We start from the raw sequence: 15,728 nt of genomic DNA, 5'->3' as shown, positions 1-15,728 counted from the left end.
AGAATTAAGCCACTAAAAAGTTATTTATCGGGTGTTTCGGCACCCGATTTTATTGAGGGTGCAAAAATGTTAGATAATAATTTAAAAGCTCAATTGAAAGCTTATTTAGAACGATTAACCCAGCCAGTTGAATTAGTAGCAACATTAGACGACAGTAAACATTCTGCTGATATCCAAGCGCTATTAAAAGAAATCGAACCATTATCCGATAAAGTCACTTATCGTGAAGATAATAATGCAAATGTACGTAAACCATCTTTTCTTATTACCAACCCTGGGAAAGAAACTGGTGTTCGTTTTGCAGGTTCACCATTAGGCCATGAATTTACTTCATTAGTTTTAGCATTACTGCAAACTGGTGGACACCCATCAAAAGAAGCACAAGAATTACTTGAACAAATTCGTCAGTTAGACGGTGAGTTTCATTTCGAAACCTATTATTCGCTCTCTTGTCATAACTGCCCTGATGTTGTTCAGGCATTAAACTTAATGGCGATTTTAAATCCGAAGATCACACATACTGCGATTGACGGAGGCATGTTCCAAAATGAAATTCAGGAACGTAATATCATGGGCGTTCCTGCTGTATTCTTAAATGGTAACGAGTTTGGTCAAGGCCGTATGACCTTAGCTGAAATCGTTAACAAAGTAGACAGCAATGCAGAAAAACGTACTGCAGAATTGTTGAATCAAAAAGCTGCATTTGATGTATTAATTGTGGGTAGTGGTCCTGCGGGTGCATCTGCAGCTGTTTATTCCGCTCGTAAAGGTTTAAATACAGGCCTTATTGGCGAACGTTTTGGTGGTCAAGTTCTTGATACTGTTGATATTGAAAACTACATCTCAGTACCAAAAACTGAAGGTGCAAAACTTGCAGGTGCATTAAAAGCTCACGTTGATGATTACCAAGTGGATGTGATTGATAGCCAAACTGTTAGTCGCTTAATTCCGGGTGCATCAGAAGGGGAATTACATCAAATTGAAACAGCATCAGGTGCAATTTTAAAAACCCGTAGCCTAATTATTGCAACAGGTGCTCGCTGGAGAAATATGAATGTTCCCGGTGAAAATGAATACCGTACTCGTGGTGTAACTTATTGCCCACATTGTGATGGCCCACTGTTTAAAGGCAAAAGAGTTGCTGTTATTGGTGGTGGTAACTCAGGTGTTGAAGCTGCAATTGACTTAGCTGGCTTAGTTGAACACGTAACAGTATTAGAATTTGCTCCAGAAATGAGAGCAGATGCGGTATTACAGAAAAAATTACGTAGCTTAAGCAATGTAGAAGTTATCTTAAATGCGCAAACTACAGAAGTATATGGTGATGGCACTAAGTTAACCGGTCTAAAATATAAAGATCGTACTAATGATTCTATGCATGATATTGCATTAGCAGGTATTTTCGTTCAAATCGGTTTATTACCTAATACACAGTGGTTAGAAGGTACTGTTGAGCGTAATAAGATGGGTGAAATTGTTGTTGATGCTCGTGGCGAAACTAATATCAAAGGTGTGTTTGCAGCAGGTGACTGTACAACCGTACCTTATAAGCAAATCATCATTGCCGCTGGTGAAGGTGCAAAAGCCTCACTTAGCGCATTTGATTACTTGATCCGCACGACTACAAAATAAGTAAATCAACGTTAAAAAATTTAATTATTTTATATCGTTTAAAGCATCTCAATCGAGATGCTTTTTTCTGCATTAATTTCCACTTACCTTAAAAATCTTATTCATAAACCCCAAACAACCTATGCTATTATCACGCAAAATTAATAATCTATAGGGAAGTTGATATGAATATAAATAAAATATGTTTTAGACAAATTGTTCCTGCGCTATTTTTTTCCCTGCTATGTGCTAGTTCTTTTTCTGTCAACGCAGATATTGAAGTGCGTGATGAAACTTTATATGAAGCGCATCAACGCTTTAAAACAGAAATTATAAACGACAGTTTTGATAATATTGATCCGCCTTGGGAAGCACCACCAGAAATATTTAATGTGATTAAATATTCGGCAAAACCAGGAGATATGTATGCCTATTTAACACCACCTCCAGCAAATAAAAAAATGAAATTACCTGCTGTAATTTGGTTAAATGGAGGCTACGGCGGAATTGGTGGTGATGATTATTTTTGGCAACCTAAACCAGTTGATAATGACCAAACAGGTGCAACTTTTCGTGATCCCAATATGGTGTTGATGATCCCATCTTTCCGAGGTGAAAATACTAACCCTGGTCGTTATGAAATGTTTTATGGCGAATTAGAAGATTTAGAATCAGCGAGAGAATATTTAGCCTCACTGCCTTATATTGACTCTAAACGTATCTATGTCGTTGGACATAGTACGGGAGGAACTAGAGCATTATTAGCGAGTGAATATAGTGACAAATTTAGAGCCATTTTCTCCTTGGGCGGAATACCTGATCTTAAATTAAGAGCTGAAGGTGATATGATAGTTGAATTGCCTTTTGATAGAAATAACGAAGAAGAGTTTAATGTTCGCTCTGTATATCGCTATATTAAATCAATAAAAACACCAACTTTCTATTTTGAAGGACGTGATTATTTTTGGAATGAGTTTAATGAACTACGAGCGGTTGCAATGGTGCATAATATTCCATTAAAAATATATAATATTAAAAATGGTGACCATTTCAATATCATTGCGCCTGTCAGTAAATTAATTAAAGATAAAATCTTGTTAGATACTGATACAACTAAAGAAAGCAATATTCGATTCACAAATGAAGAGATTAAGTGGATCAATAAGCAGGTTAGATGATTATTGATAATTTAATTTTTCTTTCAAGTGGAATGTTTTAATTTTTAATAATAATATCCGCTCTTTTATTTAATCGATAAAAGAGCAGTATTTTTTAAACTAATACATTATTTTGATAAAGATATTAAGTGTATTATGATTAAACGGATTAAATTATCATTTAAAAATGAAGGGATTTATTATGCAAGCTAAACTTGCTTATCAATGGAAACAACAAAGACGTGGGAGACTCTCTTTTTTAGGTTTAGAAATTGCTTGGACAATTTTCTTTTCTATTGCAGAAAACTTAGCTGATCGATGGTATATAGAACTTTACCCCGAAAAAATGGAGTCAATTACCGAAAGTTATTTTTACTATCAATTTTCTTTTACACCATATGGCCTAATAGAAATGGTGTTTTTAATAGTACAAGTCTACATATTTACACTTATTTTATCTCAACGAATAAGAGATATAGGTATAGGCTATCCTATTATTATTTCACTTATTTTAACGGCTAGTCCTATTTTATTAACACCATATTTATTATTTAATGCACCATCTATGTTAATGGTGTTGCTTTCTATATTATTAATCGCTGGGTTGGTTGCTTTATTTGCACCATCAGCTTATAAAGTCGATATTGATACTAATAAAGACGCCAAAGAGAGTAAAAAATAAAATAATCAGTTAAAAGACAGATTGATAGTATGAAGAATAGAAAAAGCATCTGAAAGATGCTTTTTCTGCTTAATAATTAAGATAAGATTTCTATAATACCTTTTTGTCCATCAACCTTTACTTTTTGCCCATTTTTTAAAATATTTAAGATATTGCGAACACCCATTACTGCGGGTAATCCCAATTCTCTAGCAGTAACCGCACCATGAGATAATGGCCCACCACTTTCTGTAATAATGCCAGATGCACGGTAAAAAAGTGCTGTCCAAGCAGGGTTAGTTGTTCTTGCAACTAAAATGGCATTCTGCGGAAATTCGGCAAAATTCTCTGGGCCATAAACAAGATAAACTTCACCTTCAACAATACCTGCACTACCAGCTAGTCCCTTTAATTGATGCTCATTTGTATTTAGTGCATTACAACTATCTTCACCATAGATCCATTGTGGTGTGACTGATTTTGCTTTTAGATATCCCGCCTTATTTTGGTATATATGATGACGTAACTGATTCCACTCAGTAGGATTATCTGCAAGAATTGCATCAGCTAAAGGTTTTTCATTAGCAAAATAAATATCCATTGGGCAATCTAAGACGCTACGAATAACCAATCGCTCTCCTAATGCTTTTAATCCGCGACGCATAGGTAAAGCTAATCGAGTTGTTTGATAATGTTCTAAGTCATCAAGTGCAGTATAAACACGAGCTAATCGAATAATCTCTTGTAAGAAAAAGCGCAACTCTTCTGGTGCATCAGAGATAATTGAAAATTCCGTTTCTGACTGCAGAATTTTTTTACCTAATGGATCATCGGTTTGTTTATCATCTGCTAAGTCTGCCATTGCTTTAATTTGAGTTAATACAATATGTGGGGCATCTAACCAAGTAGGATGATATGCATCAAAATCTAATTCTCTATGGCCATGATTAGCTAAGAATAAGGTAAATTGCTGGTGGAAATGAGGATCACATACCTCAATTTCTTGCATAATGCTTTCAGGAACAATGGATGTTATAAGTTTGAGAAGTTGAGGGTGCTGACGCACATAGCGAGAAAGAGTCCAAAGTTCCGCATTCACTTGCCCAGTTTTAGTTTCAGACATAGCAATTAAATTATCGAATGCTGTATGTGCATATTTTTCTTCTTTAAAGAAGAGTTTTAGCAATGCCATTAATGCGGAATAGAGTGAGCGCTGAGTTAAGGATATGGCAATATTAGGTAAAAAGTAATCAGCACCTAACTTATTAATTCTTTGCACATAATCCCATAATTGAGGCAAGCTTTTATCCTGTAATGGTTCATTCATCAATGCGCCAATAGAGATTAAATATTTATCTAAGTCACGCATCCAAGTAATAGGCAATTCCTGCACCCAACTGAATTTTTGTGCAATTTCAGGCAAAGATTTTAATAGGGTAGGTAAATCATTCATCATCGAAGTAGGGAGACGATTACTATACAAGGAAACCGCATTTTGGTTGCCATAAATATAATAATCTTGCATCCCGAACCATTTACCATTAAATGAAGGGAGCCCCATAAGATTAAGGCTAAAATTTAATGATGAGTGAAAACCAGCTTCACACATATCCCATGTTAATGGCGTGATAGGATTAGGGAACCTTTCTGCCGATTCTTCTCTTGTCCAAATAGGGGCGATTTGTGTCACATTGCGTGATTGTAAAAGCCACAATTTTCCATCATGAAATGCCCATTCTATATCTTGTGGAAAATCAAAATATCTTTCCGCTGAAATAGCAAGCTCCGCAACTTGTTTGCATTGTTCTGCTGTCAATGAAGACATGGATTGTTGGGCAGAAGCAAGAGGTAAGATTTTAGTGCCATTATCAACCATAACGATGGCATTTATTTTTTGAGCTATTGTTTCTTGTTTTAACGCGAAACTTTTTCTATCAATAAGAAATTCGTCCACAGGATCTTCACCTGCAACGACGGTTTCACCTAATCCAAATGCTGCATTAATTAATACAGTTGACAGAGAGCCTTGAACCGGATCAACAGAAAAAGCGACTCCTGCTGCTTCATTTTCTTGGACGTTAATCATTCTTTGTAACACAACAGCCATCGATGCTTGAGTATGGGGTAAATTTAAATGCTGACGATAGAGCATAACGTGTGTGTGCCATAAAGATGCATAGCATTGGCGAATAGCATCTAATAAATTAGGCAGTGTTTTAACACCTAATACAGTATCGTGTTGCCCTGCAAAAGCGGCTCCTGGCATATCTTCTAATGTTCCTGAAGATCTTACGGCCAAAGCGGTATTATTTAATTGGAGCTCATTTAATCTTGAACTTAAAGAATGAATTAAGTCCTCTGGCATAGATGCTTGTAAAATTAAATGGCGAATATTTTTACTAACGGCTTCAATTTCTTGTTTTTTTTCTGATAATAAGCAATTAATTTCAGATAGTAATGGCGTGATAAATAACTGATAAGCTTGGCAAGATAGAATTAAACCATCAGGAACAGGCAGTGACTGAATTGTTTTTGCTAAACTCGCGCCTTTACCTCCACTAATAGATACTTCAGAAGCAATAGGCTCGTTAATTTTATAAATGAGTTCCATATTCGACCTTATTATTTTTACAAGTGATGTAAAGCACTAATAATGCAAGTAATGTACCGACAACAACATCAATGCCGTAGTGGTAATGTAAATAGACAGTTGCCAAAATAAGTCCTATTAAGATAGGAGATAAACAATACGCTATTTTTCGATAACCTGAAAAATAGAAAAAACCAACAATATAAAGCGTGATCCCTGTATGCAATGAAGGAAAAACATCCATTCCTGTAATCCCTTTGTCAACAAGATCAGTTAGAAATAATGTCATTGCACCAGGGTAAACTGGATAGTTAAAGTCAGAAGGAAAAGCAGAGTAAGGACCTGCTGCAGGGATAGAGAAGTAACCAATAAAGCCCCAAAAATACATTAGCATTAAGCCGAAAAAATAGTTTTTAGCCAGTGTATTATTTCGGCTAAAAAAGAAGAAAAGGGCACTACCAATAATCAAAAAGTAGAAACTAAAATAGCAAAAAGAAAGAAATTCACTTAGCCAGCCAGACTGTAAAGAAATTGCCCATTCGGGCAAACTTTTTCCAAACCATAGGAATTTGTCTAGATTATATAAAATATCATCAAAACTCCATTGGTATAAACCATAGCGAATCGATTTAAATAGAGGGAAAATAGTCCAACAAACAATTAGTTGTAATAAACCAAACCAATAGAATCTAGAATGAGAGGTTGCTTTTTGTGTTTTGTATCCAACAAAAATGAGCAATACCCATAAAAAGAAGCCTAAAAATATGGGGAACAACATTTCTGTCGCATTAGTTAACCAACTTCCATAAGTTCCCAAAGCCCAAATAATAAATAATTGTAGAGAAAATAAATGGTTAAAAAGCATCCTGGCTTTTGTAGTTAACATATTTGAGCGCCTTTCTTCCTTATTAAGATAAAACCGAATAGTGCACTGGCTAAACTTATACCAATAAATATGGGGAAATAGAATAGGAGCATGACTAAGATGGGAGTCCAAATTGCAGTTGCTATTGCACCACCTAATATTTTGAAAAAGCTAATGGTATTACGAGCATCAGCAAAATGAGACGCAATAAGTGATGATAGTAATATTGGAAATAAAATATACATAAATAAAAATGAAATATAACGCCAAGTTAAAATAGAAGATTTCTCTATATTTTGATTATTTTGATCGGCTTGATATGGGTTATTTTGATAATCTATAAAGGATCCTGAGTAAGAATATCCCTCTTTATTTTTAATAAAAGCATGCTTTGATGCTTTTTCAAAAATATCAACGGTAGGACAGTTAACAGAAACTTTATTTAATGAAATAGAAATCTCATTATGAATATTTTGCTCCCATTCCCTAATCGATAAATTGTTTTGTTGTGATGTTATACTTATGGTCTCACCAATATAAACCTCAACGTTTGAACTGAATTTATCGGGGGCTATATAAAATAATCCCATAGGAATAATATCAAATACCACTCCCTCACTGATTAATGTTCTGATAATTCTGGCAGCCCCTCTTTGATAGGGTAATGGCTGAAAACCCCACTCACTACTACCTTCTGGAAATAAAAGTAAATCTCCACCTGCTTTTATATGTGCAATCGCGGCCTCTGAAGGACTTGAAAAAGTATTTTTATTTATACCCAAACGCTGTCTATCTTTTTTTCTAACTACCGGAATACCCGTAAAAAATAGTCTCATTAACCGACTATTTAATAATTGTATTGATGCTAAAGCTTGAGCTTCGGGAAATGCTTTTAATGCCACATAACCATCAAATGCACTGTTCCGATGACTACATAGAATTAACTTTGGATGTGTATTTTCAGCTTGAGATCTACTAGGGTAAATAAGTGAAATTTTGGAAAAGTAGATTTCTCTAATTGCACTCGAGATGAATCGATAATAAAAAGGAAGTGGAGAACCAGCAACAAAAGAGGAGGTTTTTCTTAATGATGAAGGCAATGTTGAATTAGGCATAAGATTTCCTTACATTATTCCTTCTTCAAAAACATATCACGCCCTTAAAAAAAGTAACACTAAAAAATTAAAATTTAAAAAGCATTACTAGAATAAATTGCTTCACTAATTTGAGGCGGTTAATTCTGATGAATAAGATGGAAATGAGTATGATTCAACTTAGACTCGCTGAACCACAAGAAGCTAGAAGGTTATGGTATTTACGAAATCAAGCGTTGCGATTTGGTTGTGAGAATGTTTATCCATCAGAGATTTTAGCCGCTTGGACTCCTGATAAAATGCCTGAAGGATATCGGCAGGCTATTATTGAAAATCCATTTTATGTGATTGATTATCAAGAATACAATATTCCTGTTGCTTCAGGTTTTTTAGATGTTAAAACTGGTTTTGCTGAGGCCATTTTTACATTACCTGAATACATGGGAAAAGGATTTGCAGGACTAATTTTAAAACAGCTGAAACATGAGGCAATTAAGAGAGGTCAATCCAAGTTGTTTTTAGATGCCACACCTAATGCAGTATTATTTTATTTAAAACAGGGTTTTAAAGTATTAGAAGAACGTGATTACTATTCTGATTTAGCAAAAGCAAATTTACCTTGTTACCGCATGTGCATTGATTTAGATTAGCTGTTTGTATTTTAATCATCTTTAAAGGATGGTTTTTATAATAGACTAATAATAAAAAAGCTATTCTTAAAATGCGGTATAAATTTATTTTTATCATTTTTTGAATTAGCTTTTATATTAATTATATAAAATGGTAATCCACATGATGTTACGATATTGTAAAGTATAACGATATCTCTAGGATAAATATTATGCAAAATGTGTTATTAACGTTATGGCCGCTATTTGCGTTAATTGCGCTAGGTGCAATTTTAAGAAGAAATAAAACTTTTGAGCCTGCATTTTGGGTGGGAGCTGAAAAACTTAACTATTTTTTACTTTTTCCTGCTTTGTTGATCAATAGCTTGGCAAATGCTCCTTTATCCGATCCTCAATTATCTCACCTCGCTGGGGCTATTTTTTCTGTAGTCATTATTGTCACTATTTTGTGTGTTATTTTGAAAAAGATAACAGGTTGGTCTGCTGGGCGCTTTGGTGCGATCGTTCAAGGTAATATTAGATTTAACACTTATTTAGGTTTAGCAATTGTCGCTGATTTATTTGGTATTGAAGGATTAGGAATAGCCGCCTTGATATTAGCAACACTGGTTCCTCTATCAAATGTCACTTCGGTTCTTTGTTTAACCGCTGGGCAAAATGTGACATTGCGTCAACTAATATTACCTATCATAAAAAACCCTTTAATTATCTCTTGTGTTATTGGGATCATAATAAATCTATCAGGAGTTGGGCTTCCTTTTGGTAGCGATCAGTTTTTGAAGTTATTAGCTGCAACCAGTTTACCTTTGGGGCTTATTTGTATAGGGGCAGCATTACATCTTTCGACGCTAAAAGCTGAAAGTAAAATGATTGGAGTAAATACGATTACTCGTTTGCTTATTGTGCCGATAGTAGCATATAGCGTTGCTTACTTTTTAGATTTATCTCCGTTAGTCATGATGCTTTTGGTTATCTTCTTTTCGATACCAACGGCACCCACTTCTTATATTTTAACCAGACAATTAGGCGGGGATTCTGAACTTATGGCGGGGATCATTACTTCTCAAACAATGTTTGCTGCGATTACATTACCTATTATATTAAGCTTTTTATCATCTTGATTTCTAAAAGCATGTATTTATATGAAAATATTCATTAAAAATAAAGTCGTTTCTTTATATTAAAAATTTATTTTCTTTCTTATATTTACTCTTTATTGATTTTTTATGGATGGAGTAAATAATTATGATTATAAATGTTTCAAATGCAAAAATAAGCCAAGAAAAGCTAACTAAACTAGAGGATACTCATAAACCATCTGATGCAATGAGTATTTGGGAAAAAATAAAAGATTGGCTAGGGTTGAGTAATGAAAAAAAGCACTTACACTTATACGTGATATCTATTTTGATAAAGATATATCTATTATAGATAAAAATAAGTATTTTTTTGAATTGCGTAACTTAGCTGATGGGCAATATAAAAACAACTTTAAACTTAATGTAGTTGATGATCATATCGTTTATAAAATTAATTTTCAAGATAGCTCCATAGCTACTGAATTCGACATCAAACCTTTTTTCGAGAATATAGAAAATAAATTGAATCTTAATTTGAAAAATTATGGAAATGAAGACTTGGAAAGCTTCATTAATAACTATTCGAAGTTATCAGCCATAAAAAATGATAATGTAAATTATGAAGAAAAATTTATCGCTTTTAGAGCGATTCTTATGGAATGCATTGATAATAAAAATAAAAGTGATCGATTTTATATTGATGAGTTTAATAAAAAAATCATTTGGAGAGAAATTAGAATATTTAAACAACAATAGAAAAACTTATTCTGTTGAATTAGATAGTGCTAAATTAATTTCTAATTTGACTGATGCAGTGTGTGTCTCAAAAAATGATAATTATAACAAATTGATAAATATAGTGAAAATGGACATACCAAGATACTCATTAAAATATAATAATGAGAATATAACCAGTATTACGTCATTAGATAAAAAATTAGAAAATTTAAATATAGATGACAAGATGTTTATTTTTGAATTATTGAATCAGGGTGTTTTCCAAATAATAAAAAATAGTTTCGAAAAATATGACCCTATCGCGACTATGTATTCACCGATTAATGGACGTATGAATGTAGATATAGAAAGTAATGACAATAAATATACTATCACTGTGAAATATAGTAATGATATTACAGAGGAAAATATTGAGGAGATAAATTCATTATCTAGCTATATTATCAATAGCTTTGATAGAGACACTATGGACTTATACGCTGAAAATTTTACAGAGGGAAAATTAACCAAAGAAAAAATGGATAAGGCATTAGGTCAATACTCTAATGAATTAAACAAAAGAATGGATGATTGTATTGGGGATAAATTTAATTATGAACAAAAAAGGTTTAATTTATTAACAGAATGTATAAATCTTCAATTTGAATTCAATCCTAATGCAGTAAAAAAACTGACCGTTATTCCTGAAAAAAGTAAAATTGAATATGACTTGTTAAAATCTTAATTGGGCTAAACAGAGCTTCTTGCTATTATGTAGACAAACCAATAATAAACAAGAGGCTCTTTTTATGCCACAACCTCATAACCTAGAAATTCAAAGAATTATTAATGAGTTAAAACAACAATATCAAAATGCTGTTGATGCATTACGCAATGCTATTATTGATTATGTTCAAGATGGAAAATTACCAGATATAAAACAAAGAGCTGAAGGGATATTTGCTTACCCTCAATTAACTGTACATTGGTATGGTGAAGTTAAAACAGAAGATAAAACGAGAGCTTATGGGCGTTTATCTCGGTCGGGTACTTATTCAACAACGATTACTAATCCAGCTTTATTTGAAAATTATTTATCAGAACAACTGCAACTTATTACTGATGCCTATCATGCCACTTTTGAAGTAACTGCTTCAAAACAAGAAATTCCTTATCCTTTTGTGATTGATGGTACAGGCATTGGTTTTGATAGAAAAATGAGTGCCTCTTTAGCAAAATATTTTCCAACAACTGACTTGTCTAAAATCGGTGATGAAATTACCGACGGCTTAATTTGTGATAGGGAAGTGTTGCCACTTTCTCATTTTGATGCATTGCGTACTGATTTTTCACTGGCGCGTTTAAAACATTATACAGGTACATTACCTGAAGACGTTCAGCCCTATATTTTATACACAAATTATAATCGTTATGTTGATGAGTTTGTTCGTTGGGCTTGCGAACAAGTTGCAGATAAGAATAGCGCATATTGCGCACTTTCTTGTGCGGGATTTCAGCAAATTACGGCGGAAACCGTTGATCCTGAAAAGTTAATTTCTGATTTAACTTGGAAGAAATATCAAATGCCTGCCTATCATTTAATTGCTAAAGAAGGTCCCGGAATAACATTAGTGAATATTGGCGTTGGCCCTTCAAATGCGAAAACAATTTGCGATCACTTAGCGGTTTTACGCCCTCATGTTTGGTTAATGATTGGTCATTGTGGCGGGCTACGTGAAAGCCAACAACTTGGTGATTATGTTTTGGCTCATGCATATTTACGTGATGATCATATTTTAGATGACGTTTTACCTCCTGATATTCCTATCCCCAATATTGCGGAAGTACAACGTGCACTTTATGATGTGACGAAAATGATTAGTGGTAAACCAGGGCATGAAATAAAACAGAGATTAAGAACGGGAACTGTTGTTACAACGGATGATCGCAACTGGGAATTACGTTTTTCCGTTTCAGCAAGAAGATTTAATTTAAGTCGCGCTGTCGCTGTTGATATGGAAAGTGCCACAATTGCTGCACAAGGTTATCGTTTTCGCGTTCCTTATGGCACTTTATTGTGTGTATCAGATAAACCATTACATGGTGAAATTAAATTACCCGGTCAGGCTAATCATTTTTATGAAGGTGCAGTATCAGAACATCTACAAATTGGTATTCAAGCGATTGAGCTATTAAAAGAAGAAGAAGATAAACTGCATTCTCGCAAGTTAAGAACGTTTAACGAACCACCTTTCAGATAAACTGTAACAAAACAGAATGTTTGAAAAATAAGCTTAATTTAAATACCCAATTTAATTTATTAAATTGGGTATTTTTCAGAATAAAAACTAAAAACGTAAATGTCGAGCTGCTTTTCTTAGTCGATCATCTCCGCGTCTATCATAACGCTGAGTTGTCATAATACTGGCATGTCCCATTGCATCTTTTACGGTGACGATATCTTCACCATTATCAAGCATTGCAGAAGCAAACGTTCTTCTCAAATCATGAGGAGCAAATTTATCAATACCACTTTCTTGTTGGCGTATTTCTAAAATATAGTAAATGGCTTGGTCGGTTATTCGCTCATTAGTAACATCATCGAACCGACGAATTCGAGTGAAAAGGGCACCATTTTGAGTACCTCTTATTTCATCGATCCATAATTGAACGCGATCCCAAGTATCATCAGGCATATAAGACATGCGTTCTTTATTACCTTTACCTCTGACAATAAAGGCTTGATCACGAAACTGAATATGTTCGTAATTTAGAGCCACAATTTCTGAGCGACGTAATCCACAACCTAATAGCACGCCTAATATTGCGGCATCTCTTAAACCTTTCGATGAATTGTCTTTTTCACAACTTCTAAATAAAGCACGAATTTCACTGCTAGTTAGTGCACGCCCTTTGGGTAACCGACTTCCTCTTACCGATTTAACTTGGCGGATATGCTGATAACTTTCAGTATCCATTTGTTTCATTGCCCAAGCTTCTAAAGCAACACCTTTTAAGGCAGCAAGATAAGTATTGATAGTGGCGGGGGCTTTATTGGCATCAGACAACATATCAATAATTGCTTGAATATGATGACGACGAAGTGCTCCCCATTGGCAATTTTTAAGAGAAGAAAAACCGATCATCTTGGCAACAATTGTTAGAAACGATCCCATTGTTTGACGACTGCGTTTTGAACCTAAACTCATTAAATATGCCATTGCAGGATTAGTATGAGCAGGCGAGGTGAATGTTGCATTCAGATCCAATATTGCTTGTTTTTCAGACAACACTAGCGATGTTTCAGGTGTTAAATCCTGATCGTCGTGGTGAAATTCCACAGTGATTTCCTTATTAAATCAACATAACCATGATGAATATTCTAACAGATCCAAAAAAGAAAAAAGCTACTTTTTCAAAGGATCATTTTAATAAGTAGAATCGATCTTGTATGTTTTACCATCGTATCGTTTATTAAGTAAGCTTTTTAAGGGTGAATAATAATCGGAACGCGTTAATGATAAAGATAACGTTAAATAGATTTAAGATAGAATGCAGGAAATAAGGGGGGAATAGGCTTATATTATGGGTTTCGTACCCAATATTTTTATCTTTTTTCTTTTTAGAAAAGGAGAAGATCAAACATAAATATTGGGTACGAAATAGAAAAATAATCGTTTAAATTTACTCTTTATAAATGGCGACAACTGGCTTTCCATCATTACCAATTGTGCCACGATACATACCTTCAGAATTAAAACTCATTGTATAGTTGCCTGATTTATCTAATACGATAACACCACCACTTCCATTAATCGCTTTAACTTCATCAAGTGCATTTTGAGCTGCTTCTTCTAAAGGTAAGTTTTTATATTTAACTTGGGCCGCAATATTAAATGCCGTTAATGTTCTGATAAACATTTCACCAGATCCTGTTGCAGATACAGCAACGGTTTCATTATCAGCATAATTACCCGCACCTATAATTGGGGAATCACCAACTCGACCATAGCGCTTATTTGTCATTCCTCCCGTAGAAGTTCCTGCCGCCAAGTTGCCATGTTGGTCAAGAGCGACTGCACCCACGGTGCCATATTTATAATCGTACATCATAGGATCAACAAAAAGAGCAGCTGTTTTACCATCATGGTCTAAAACGACTTGTTCTTTTTCTATTGCTTTTTGAAGTTGTTGCCAACGATGTTCAGTTCTAAAATAGGAAGGATCAACAATTGTAAGTCCTTGTTCTTTAGCAAAAAGATCAGCACCATTAGAAACCATCATAACATGTGGACTTTTTTCCATCACTGCAATGGCTGCGTTAATTGGATTTTTAACCGTAGTTACACCCGCAACAGCGCCAGCTTTACGGGTTTTACCATCCATAATAGAAGCATCAAGTTCATTACGACCATCATGGGTAAAAACGGCACCTTTCCCTGCATTAAATAATGGGGAATCTTCCATCACATTAATGGATTTTTGAACAGCTTCTATGCTGGTACCTCCACTATTTAAAACAGCATATCCAGCATTTAATGCCTCGGTTAGTTTTTCTTTATATTCTTTTTCTTGTTCTGGTGTGATGGTGTCTTTAGTAATTGTTCCTGCACCACCATGAATTACAAGGCGAATAGGGGTATCAGTATTTGCGAAAACAGAGGTAGCAAACAGTGTGCAAAGTGTTATTGTAGCGAGTTTATACTTAATATTATTCATATAACCCTTCTTGTTTTTAATTAAAATTGACATGGTATCATCATATGGATTTTACGATCTTGATCTTAAATTCTAATTAACTACATCAAAGAACTTTGATAATTAACTGCAATAATCACTATATAAAAAGTTTAAAGTGTAAGTGGTCTGAACACTCAACTTTCTTTTTAATTTATCGATCTTCATCATGTAATAGACGGTTGTTATTATTGTTCTTATTTCTTTTAAATAGATAAATCAAAGTGTTGCGTATTTTTAATGTTTCTTGATTAAATGAAGGGAATAAATATAAAACGTAGCTAATAGTGTTTTTTAAAAACAAAAATAATAATGCTATTTTTATTTTTTGTTTTTATTTTATATGATGAAATTTAAAATATAAAATTTATTAAATAATATAAAAAATACAATTTTTATCATTTTAAATTAGGTAATAATTCAGTTATGAATTGAAATTTCATCAAAAGGTTAAGTGTTACTTTAATATTGATTAATATTTGATAACATTTTGTTATTATTTCATTTGTATTTTAATGTAACGAAAACTGGCTTTCTATATACAATTTGTGTGTTTCCTCGAATAATCAAAAATAGATGGTAGATTAT

Annotated in this window: 12 protein-coding genes; 7 read left to right on the top strand and 5 right to left on the bottom strand. The window is 33.7% G+C overall.

Features of this window, described 5'->3' with window-relative positions; genetic code table 11:
• Window positions 1-66: 66 nt before the first annotated feature.
• The 3 genes from ahpF to ACWPWK_RS01035 all read left to right on the top strand — a co-directional run bounded on the left by ahpF (window position 67) and on the right by ACWPWK_RS01035 (window position 3,450).
• Complete coding sequence (ahpF, locus tag ACWPWK_RS01045; protein ID WP_109372278.1) at window positions 67-1,632, top strand: alkyl hydroperoxide reductase subunit F; 1,566 nt, start codon at window positions 67-69, stop codon at window positions 1,630-1,632.
• 164 nt (window positions 1,633-1,796) lie between these two features.
• Window positions 1,797-2,789 carry an alpha/beta hydrolase family protein gene (locus tag ACWPWK_RS01040; RefSeq protein ID WP_109372279.1) on the top strand — a complete coding sequence of 331 codons (993 nt, stop codon included), beginning with the start codon at window positions 1,797-1,799 and terminating at the stop codon, window positions 2,787-2,789.
• A gap of 181 nt (window positions 2,790-2,970) precedes the next feature.
• Window positions 2,971-3,450, top strand: coding sequence for a hypothetical protein (locus ACWPWK_RS01035; RefSeq protein WP_109372280.1), 480 nt, complete (start codon window positions 2,971-2,973; stop codon window positions 3,448-3,450).
• 76 nt (window positions 3,451-3,526) lie between these two features.
• Here ACWPWK_RS01035 and ACWPWK_RS01030 read toward each other — a convergent pair whose 3' ends face one another.
• From ACWPWK_RS01030 to ACWPWK_RS01020, 3 genes are read right to left on the bottom strand one after another with little or no spacing between them, the layout of a single operon-like run.
• Window positions 3,527-6,040 (bottom strand): PEP/pyruvate-binding domain-containing protein, encoded by a 2,514-nt coding sequence (locus tag ACWPWK_RS01030; RefSeq protein ID WP_109372281.1) that lies wholly within the window; start codon window positions 6,038-6,040, stop codon window positions 3,527-3,529.
• Entirely contained in the window at window positions 6,024-6,905 is an 882-nt protein-coding gene (locus ACWPWK_RS01025; RefSeq protein WP_109372282.1) for a phosphatase PAP2 family protein, read from the bottom strand. The genes ACWPWK_RS01030 and ACWPWK_RS01025 overlap by 17 nt, the downstream gene beginning before the upstream one ends.
• The gene (locus tag ACWPWK_RS01020) at window positions 6,899-7,999 is read right to left on the bottom strand and encodes a lysophospholipid acyltransferase family protein (RefSeq protein ID WP_109372283.1); all 1,101 of its coding nucleotides are present in this window, start codon (window positions 7,997-7,999) and stop codon (window positions 6,899-6,901) included. The genes ACWPWK_RS01025 and ACWPWK_RS01020 overlap by 7 nt, the downstream gene beginning before the upstream one ends.
• A 143-nt stretch (window positions 8,000-8,142) precedes the next feature.
• Here ACWPWK_RS01020 and ACWPWK_RS01015 point away from each other — a divergent pair, with 143 nt between their 5' ends.
• The 4 genes from ACWPWK_RS01015 (at window position 8,143) to ACWPWK_RS01000 (ending at window position 12,664) form a co-directional block, all read left to right on the top strand.
• Window positions 8,143-8,628, top strand: a complete 486-nt coding sequence (locus ACWPWK_RS01015) for a GNAT family N-acetyltransferase (RefSeq protein ID WP_109372345.1) — start codon at window positions 8,143-8,145, stop codon at window positions 8,626-8,628.
• Between the two features lie 191 nt (window positions 8,629-8,819).
• Window positions 8,820-9,728 carry an AEC family transporter gene (locus tag ACWPWK_RS01010; protein ID WP_109372284.1) on the top strand — a complete coding sequence of 303 codons (909 nt, stop codon included), beginning with the start codon at window positions 8,820-8,822 and terminating at the stop codon, window positions 9,726-9,728.
• Window positions 9,729-10,305: 577 nt separating this feature from the next.
• Window positions 10,306-11,148 (top strand): hypothetical protein, encoded by an 843-nt coding sequence (locus tag ACWPWK_RS01005; protein WP_454208174.1) that lies wholly within the window; start codon window positions 10,306-10,308, stop codon window positions 11,146-11,148.
• 64 nt (window positions 11,149-11,212) lie between these two features.
• Window positions 11,213-12,664, top strand: coding sequence for an AMP nucleosidase (locus ACWPWK_RS01000; RefSeq protein WP_109372286.1), 1,452 nt, complete (start codon window positions 11,213-11,215; stop codon window positions 12,662-12,664).
• A gap of 87 nt (window positions 12,665-12,751) precedes the next feature.
• On the opposite strand, the gene ACWPWK_RS00995 is transcribed toward ACWPWK_RS01000, so the two are convergent.
• On the bottom strand, window positions 12,752-13,744 hold the full coding sequence (locus tag ACWPWK_RS00995; RefSeq protein ID WP_109372287.1) for a tyrosine-type recombinase/integrase: 993 nt from the start codon (window positions 13,742-13,744) through the stop codon (window positions 12,752-12,754).
• A gap of 343 nt (window positions 13,745-14,087) precedes the next feature.
• Window positions 14,088-15,122, bottom strand: coding sequence for an isoaspartyl peptidase/L-asparaginase family protein (locus tag ACWPWK_RS00990; RefSeq protein ID WP_109372288.1), 1,035 nt, complete (start codon window positions 15,120-15,122; stop codon window positions 14,088-14,090).
• Between the last annotated feature and the right edge of the window lie 606 nt (window positions 15,123-15,728).

It is taken from the genome of Proteus sp. Marseille-Q3619 (genome assembly GCF_965283115.1).
The sequence above is the reverse complement of the archived record's forward strand: the minus strand, read 5'-3'. Positions and strand labels throughout refer to the sequence as shown.

What these genes read in the sequence shown, in the direction of transcription:
- ACWPWK_RS00990 (WP_109372288.1), bottom strand. Translation starts at nt 15,122, where the DNA reads ATGAATAATATTAAGTATAAACTCGCTACAATAACACTTTGCACACTG.
- ACWPWK_RS01010 (WP_109372284.1), top strand. Translation starts at nt 8,820, where the DNA reads ATGCAAAATGTGTTATTAACGTTATGGCCGCTATTTGCGTTAATTGCG.
- ACWPWK_RS01020 (WP_109372283.1), bottom strand. Translation starts at nt 7,999, where the DNA reads ATGCCTAATTCAACATTGCCTTCATCATTAAGAAAAACCTCCTCTTTT.
- ACWPWK_RS01030 (WP_109372281.1), bottom strand. Translation starts at nt 6,040, where the DNA reads ATGGAACTCATTTATAAAATTAACGAGCCTATTGCTTCTGAAGTATCT.
- ACWPWK_RS01005 (WP_454208174.1), top strand. Translation starts at nt 10,306, where the DNA reads ATGAAGAAAAATTTATCGCTTTTAGAGCGATTCTTATGGAATGCATTG.
- ACWPWK_RS01000 (WP_109372286.1), top strand. Translation starts at nt 11,213, where the DNA reads ATGCCACAACCTCATAACCTAGAAATTCAAAGAATTATTAATGAGTTA.
- ACWPWK_RS01025 (WP_109372282.1), bottom strand. Translation starts at nt 6,905, where the DNA reads ATGTTAACTACAAAAGCCAGGATGCTTTTTAACCATTTATTTTCTCTA.
- ACWPWK_RS01035 (WP_109372280.1), top strand. Translation starts at nt 2,971, where the DNA reads ATGCAAGCTAAACTTGCTTATCAATGGAAACAACAAAGACGTGGGAGA.
- ahpF (WP_109372278.1), top strand. Translation starts at nt 67, where the DNA reads ATGTTAGATAATAATTTAAAAGCTCAATTGAAAGCTTATTTAGAACGA.
- ACWPWK_RS01040 (WP_109372279.1), top strand. Translation starts at nt 1,797, where the DNA reads ATGAATATAAATAAAATATGTTTTAGACAAATTGTTCCTGCGCTATTT.
- ACWPWK_RS01015 (WP_109372345.1), top strand. Translation starts at nt 8,143, where the DNA reads ATGAGTATGATTCAACTTAGACTCGCTGAACCACAAGAAGCTAGAAGG.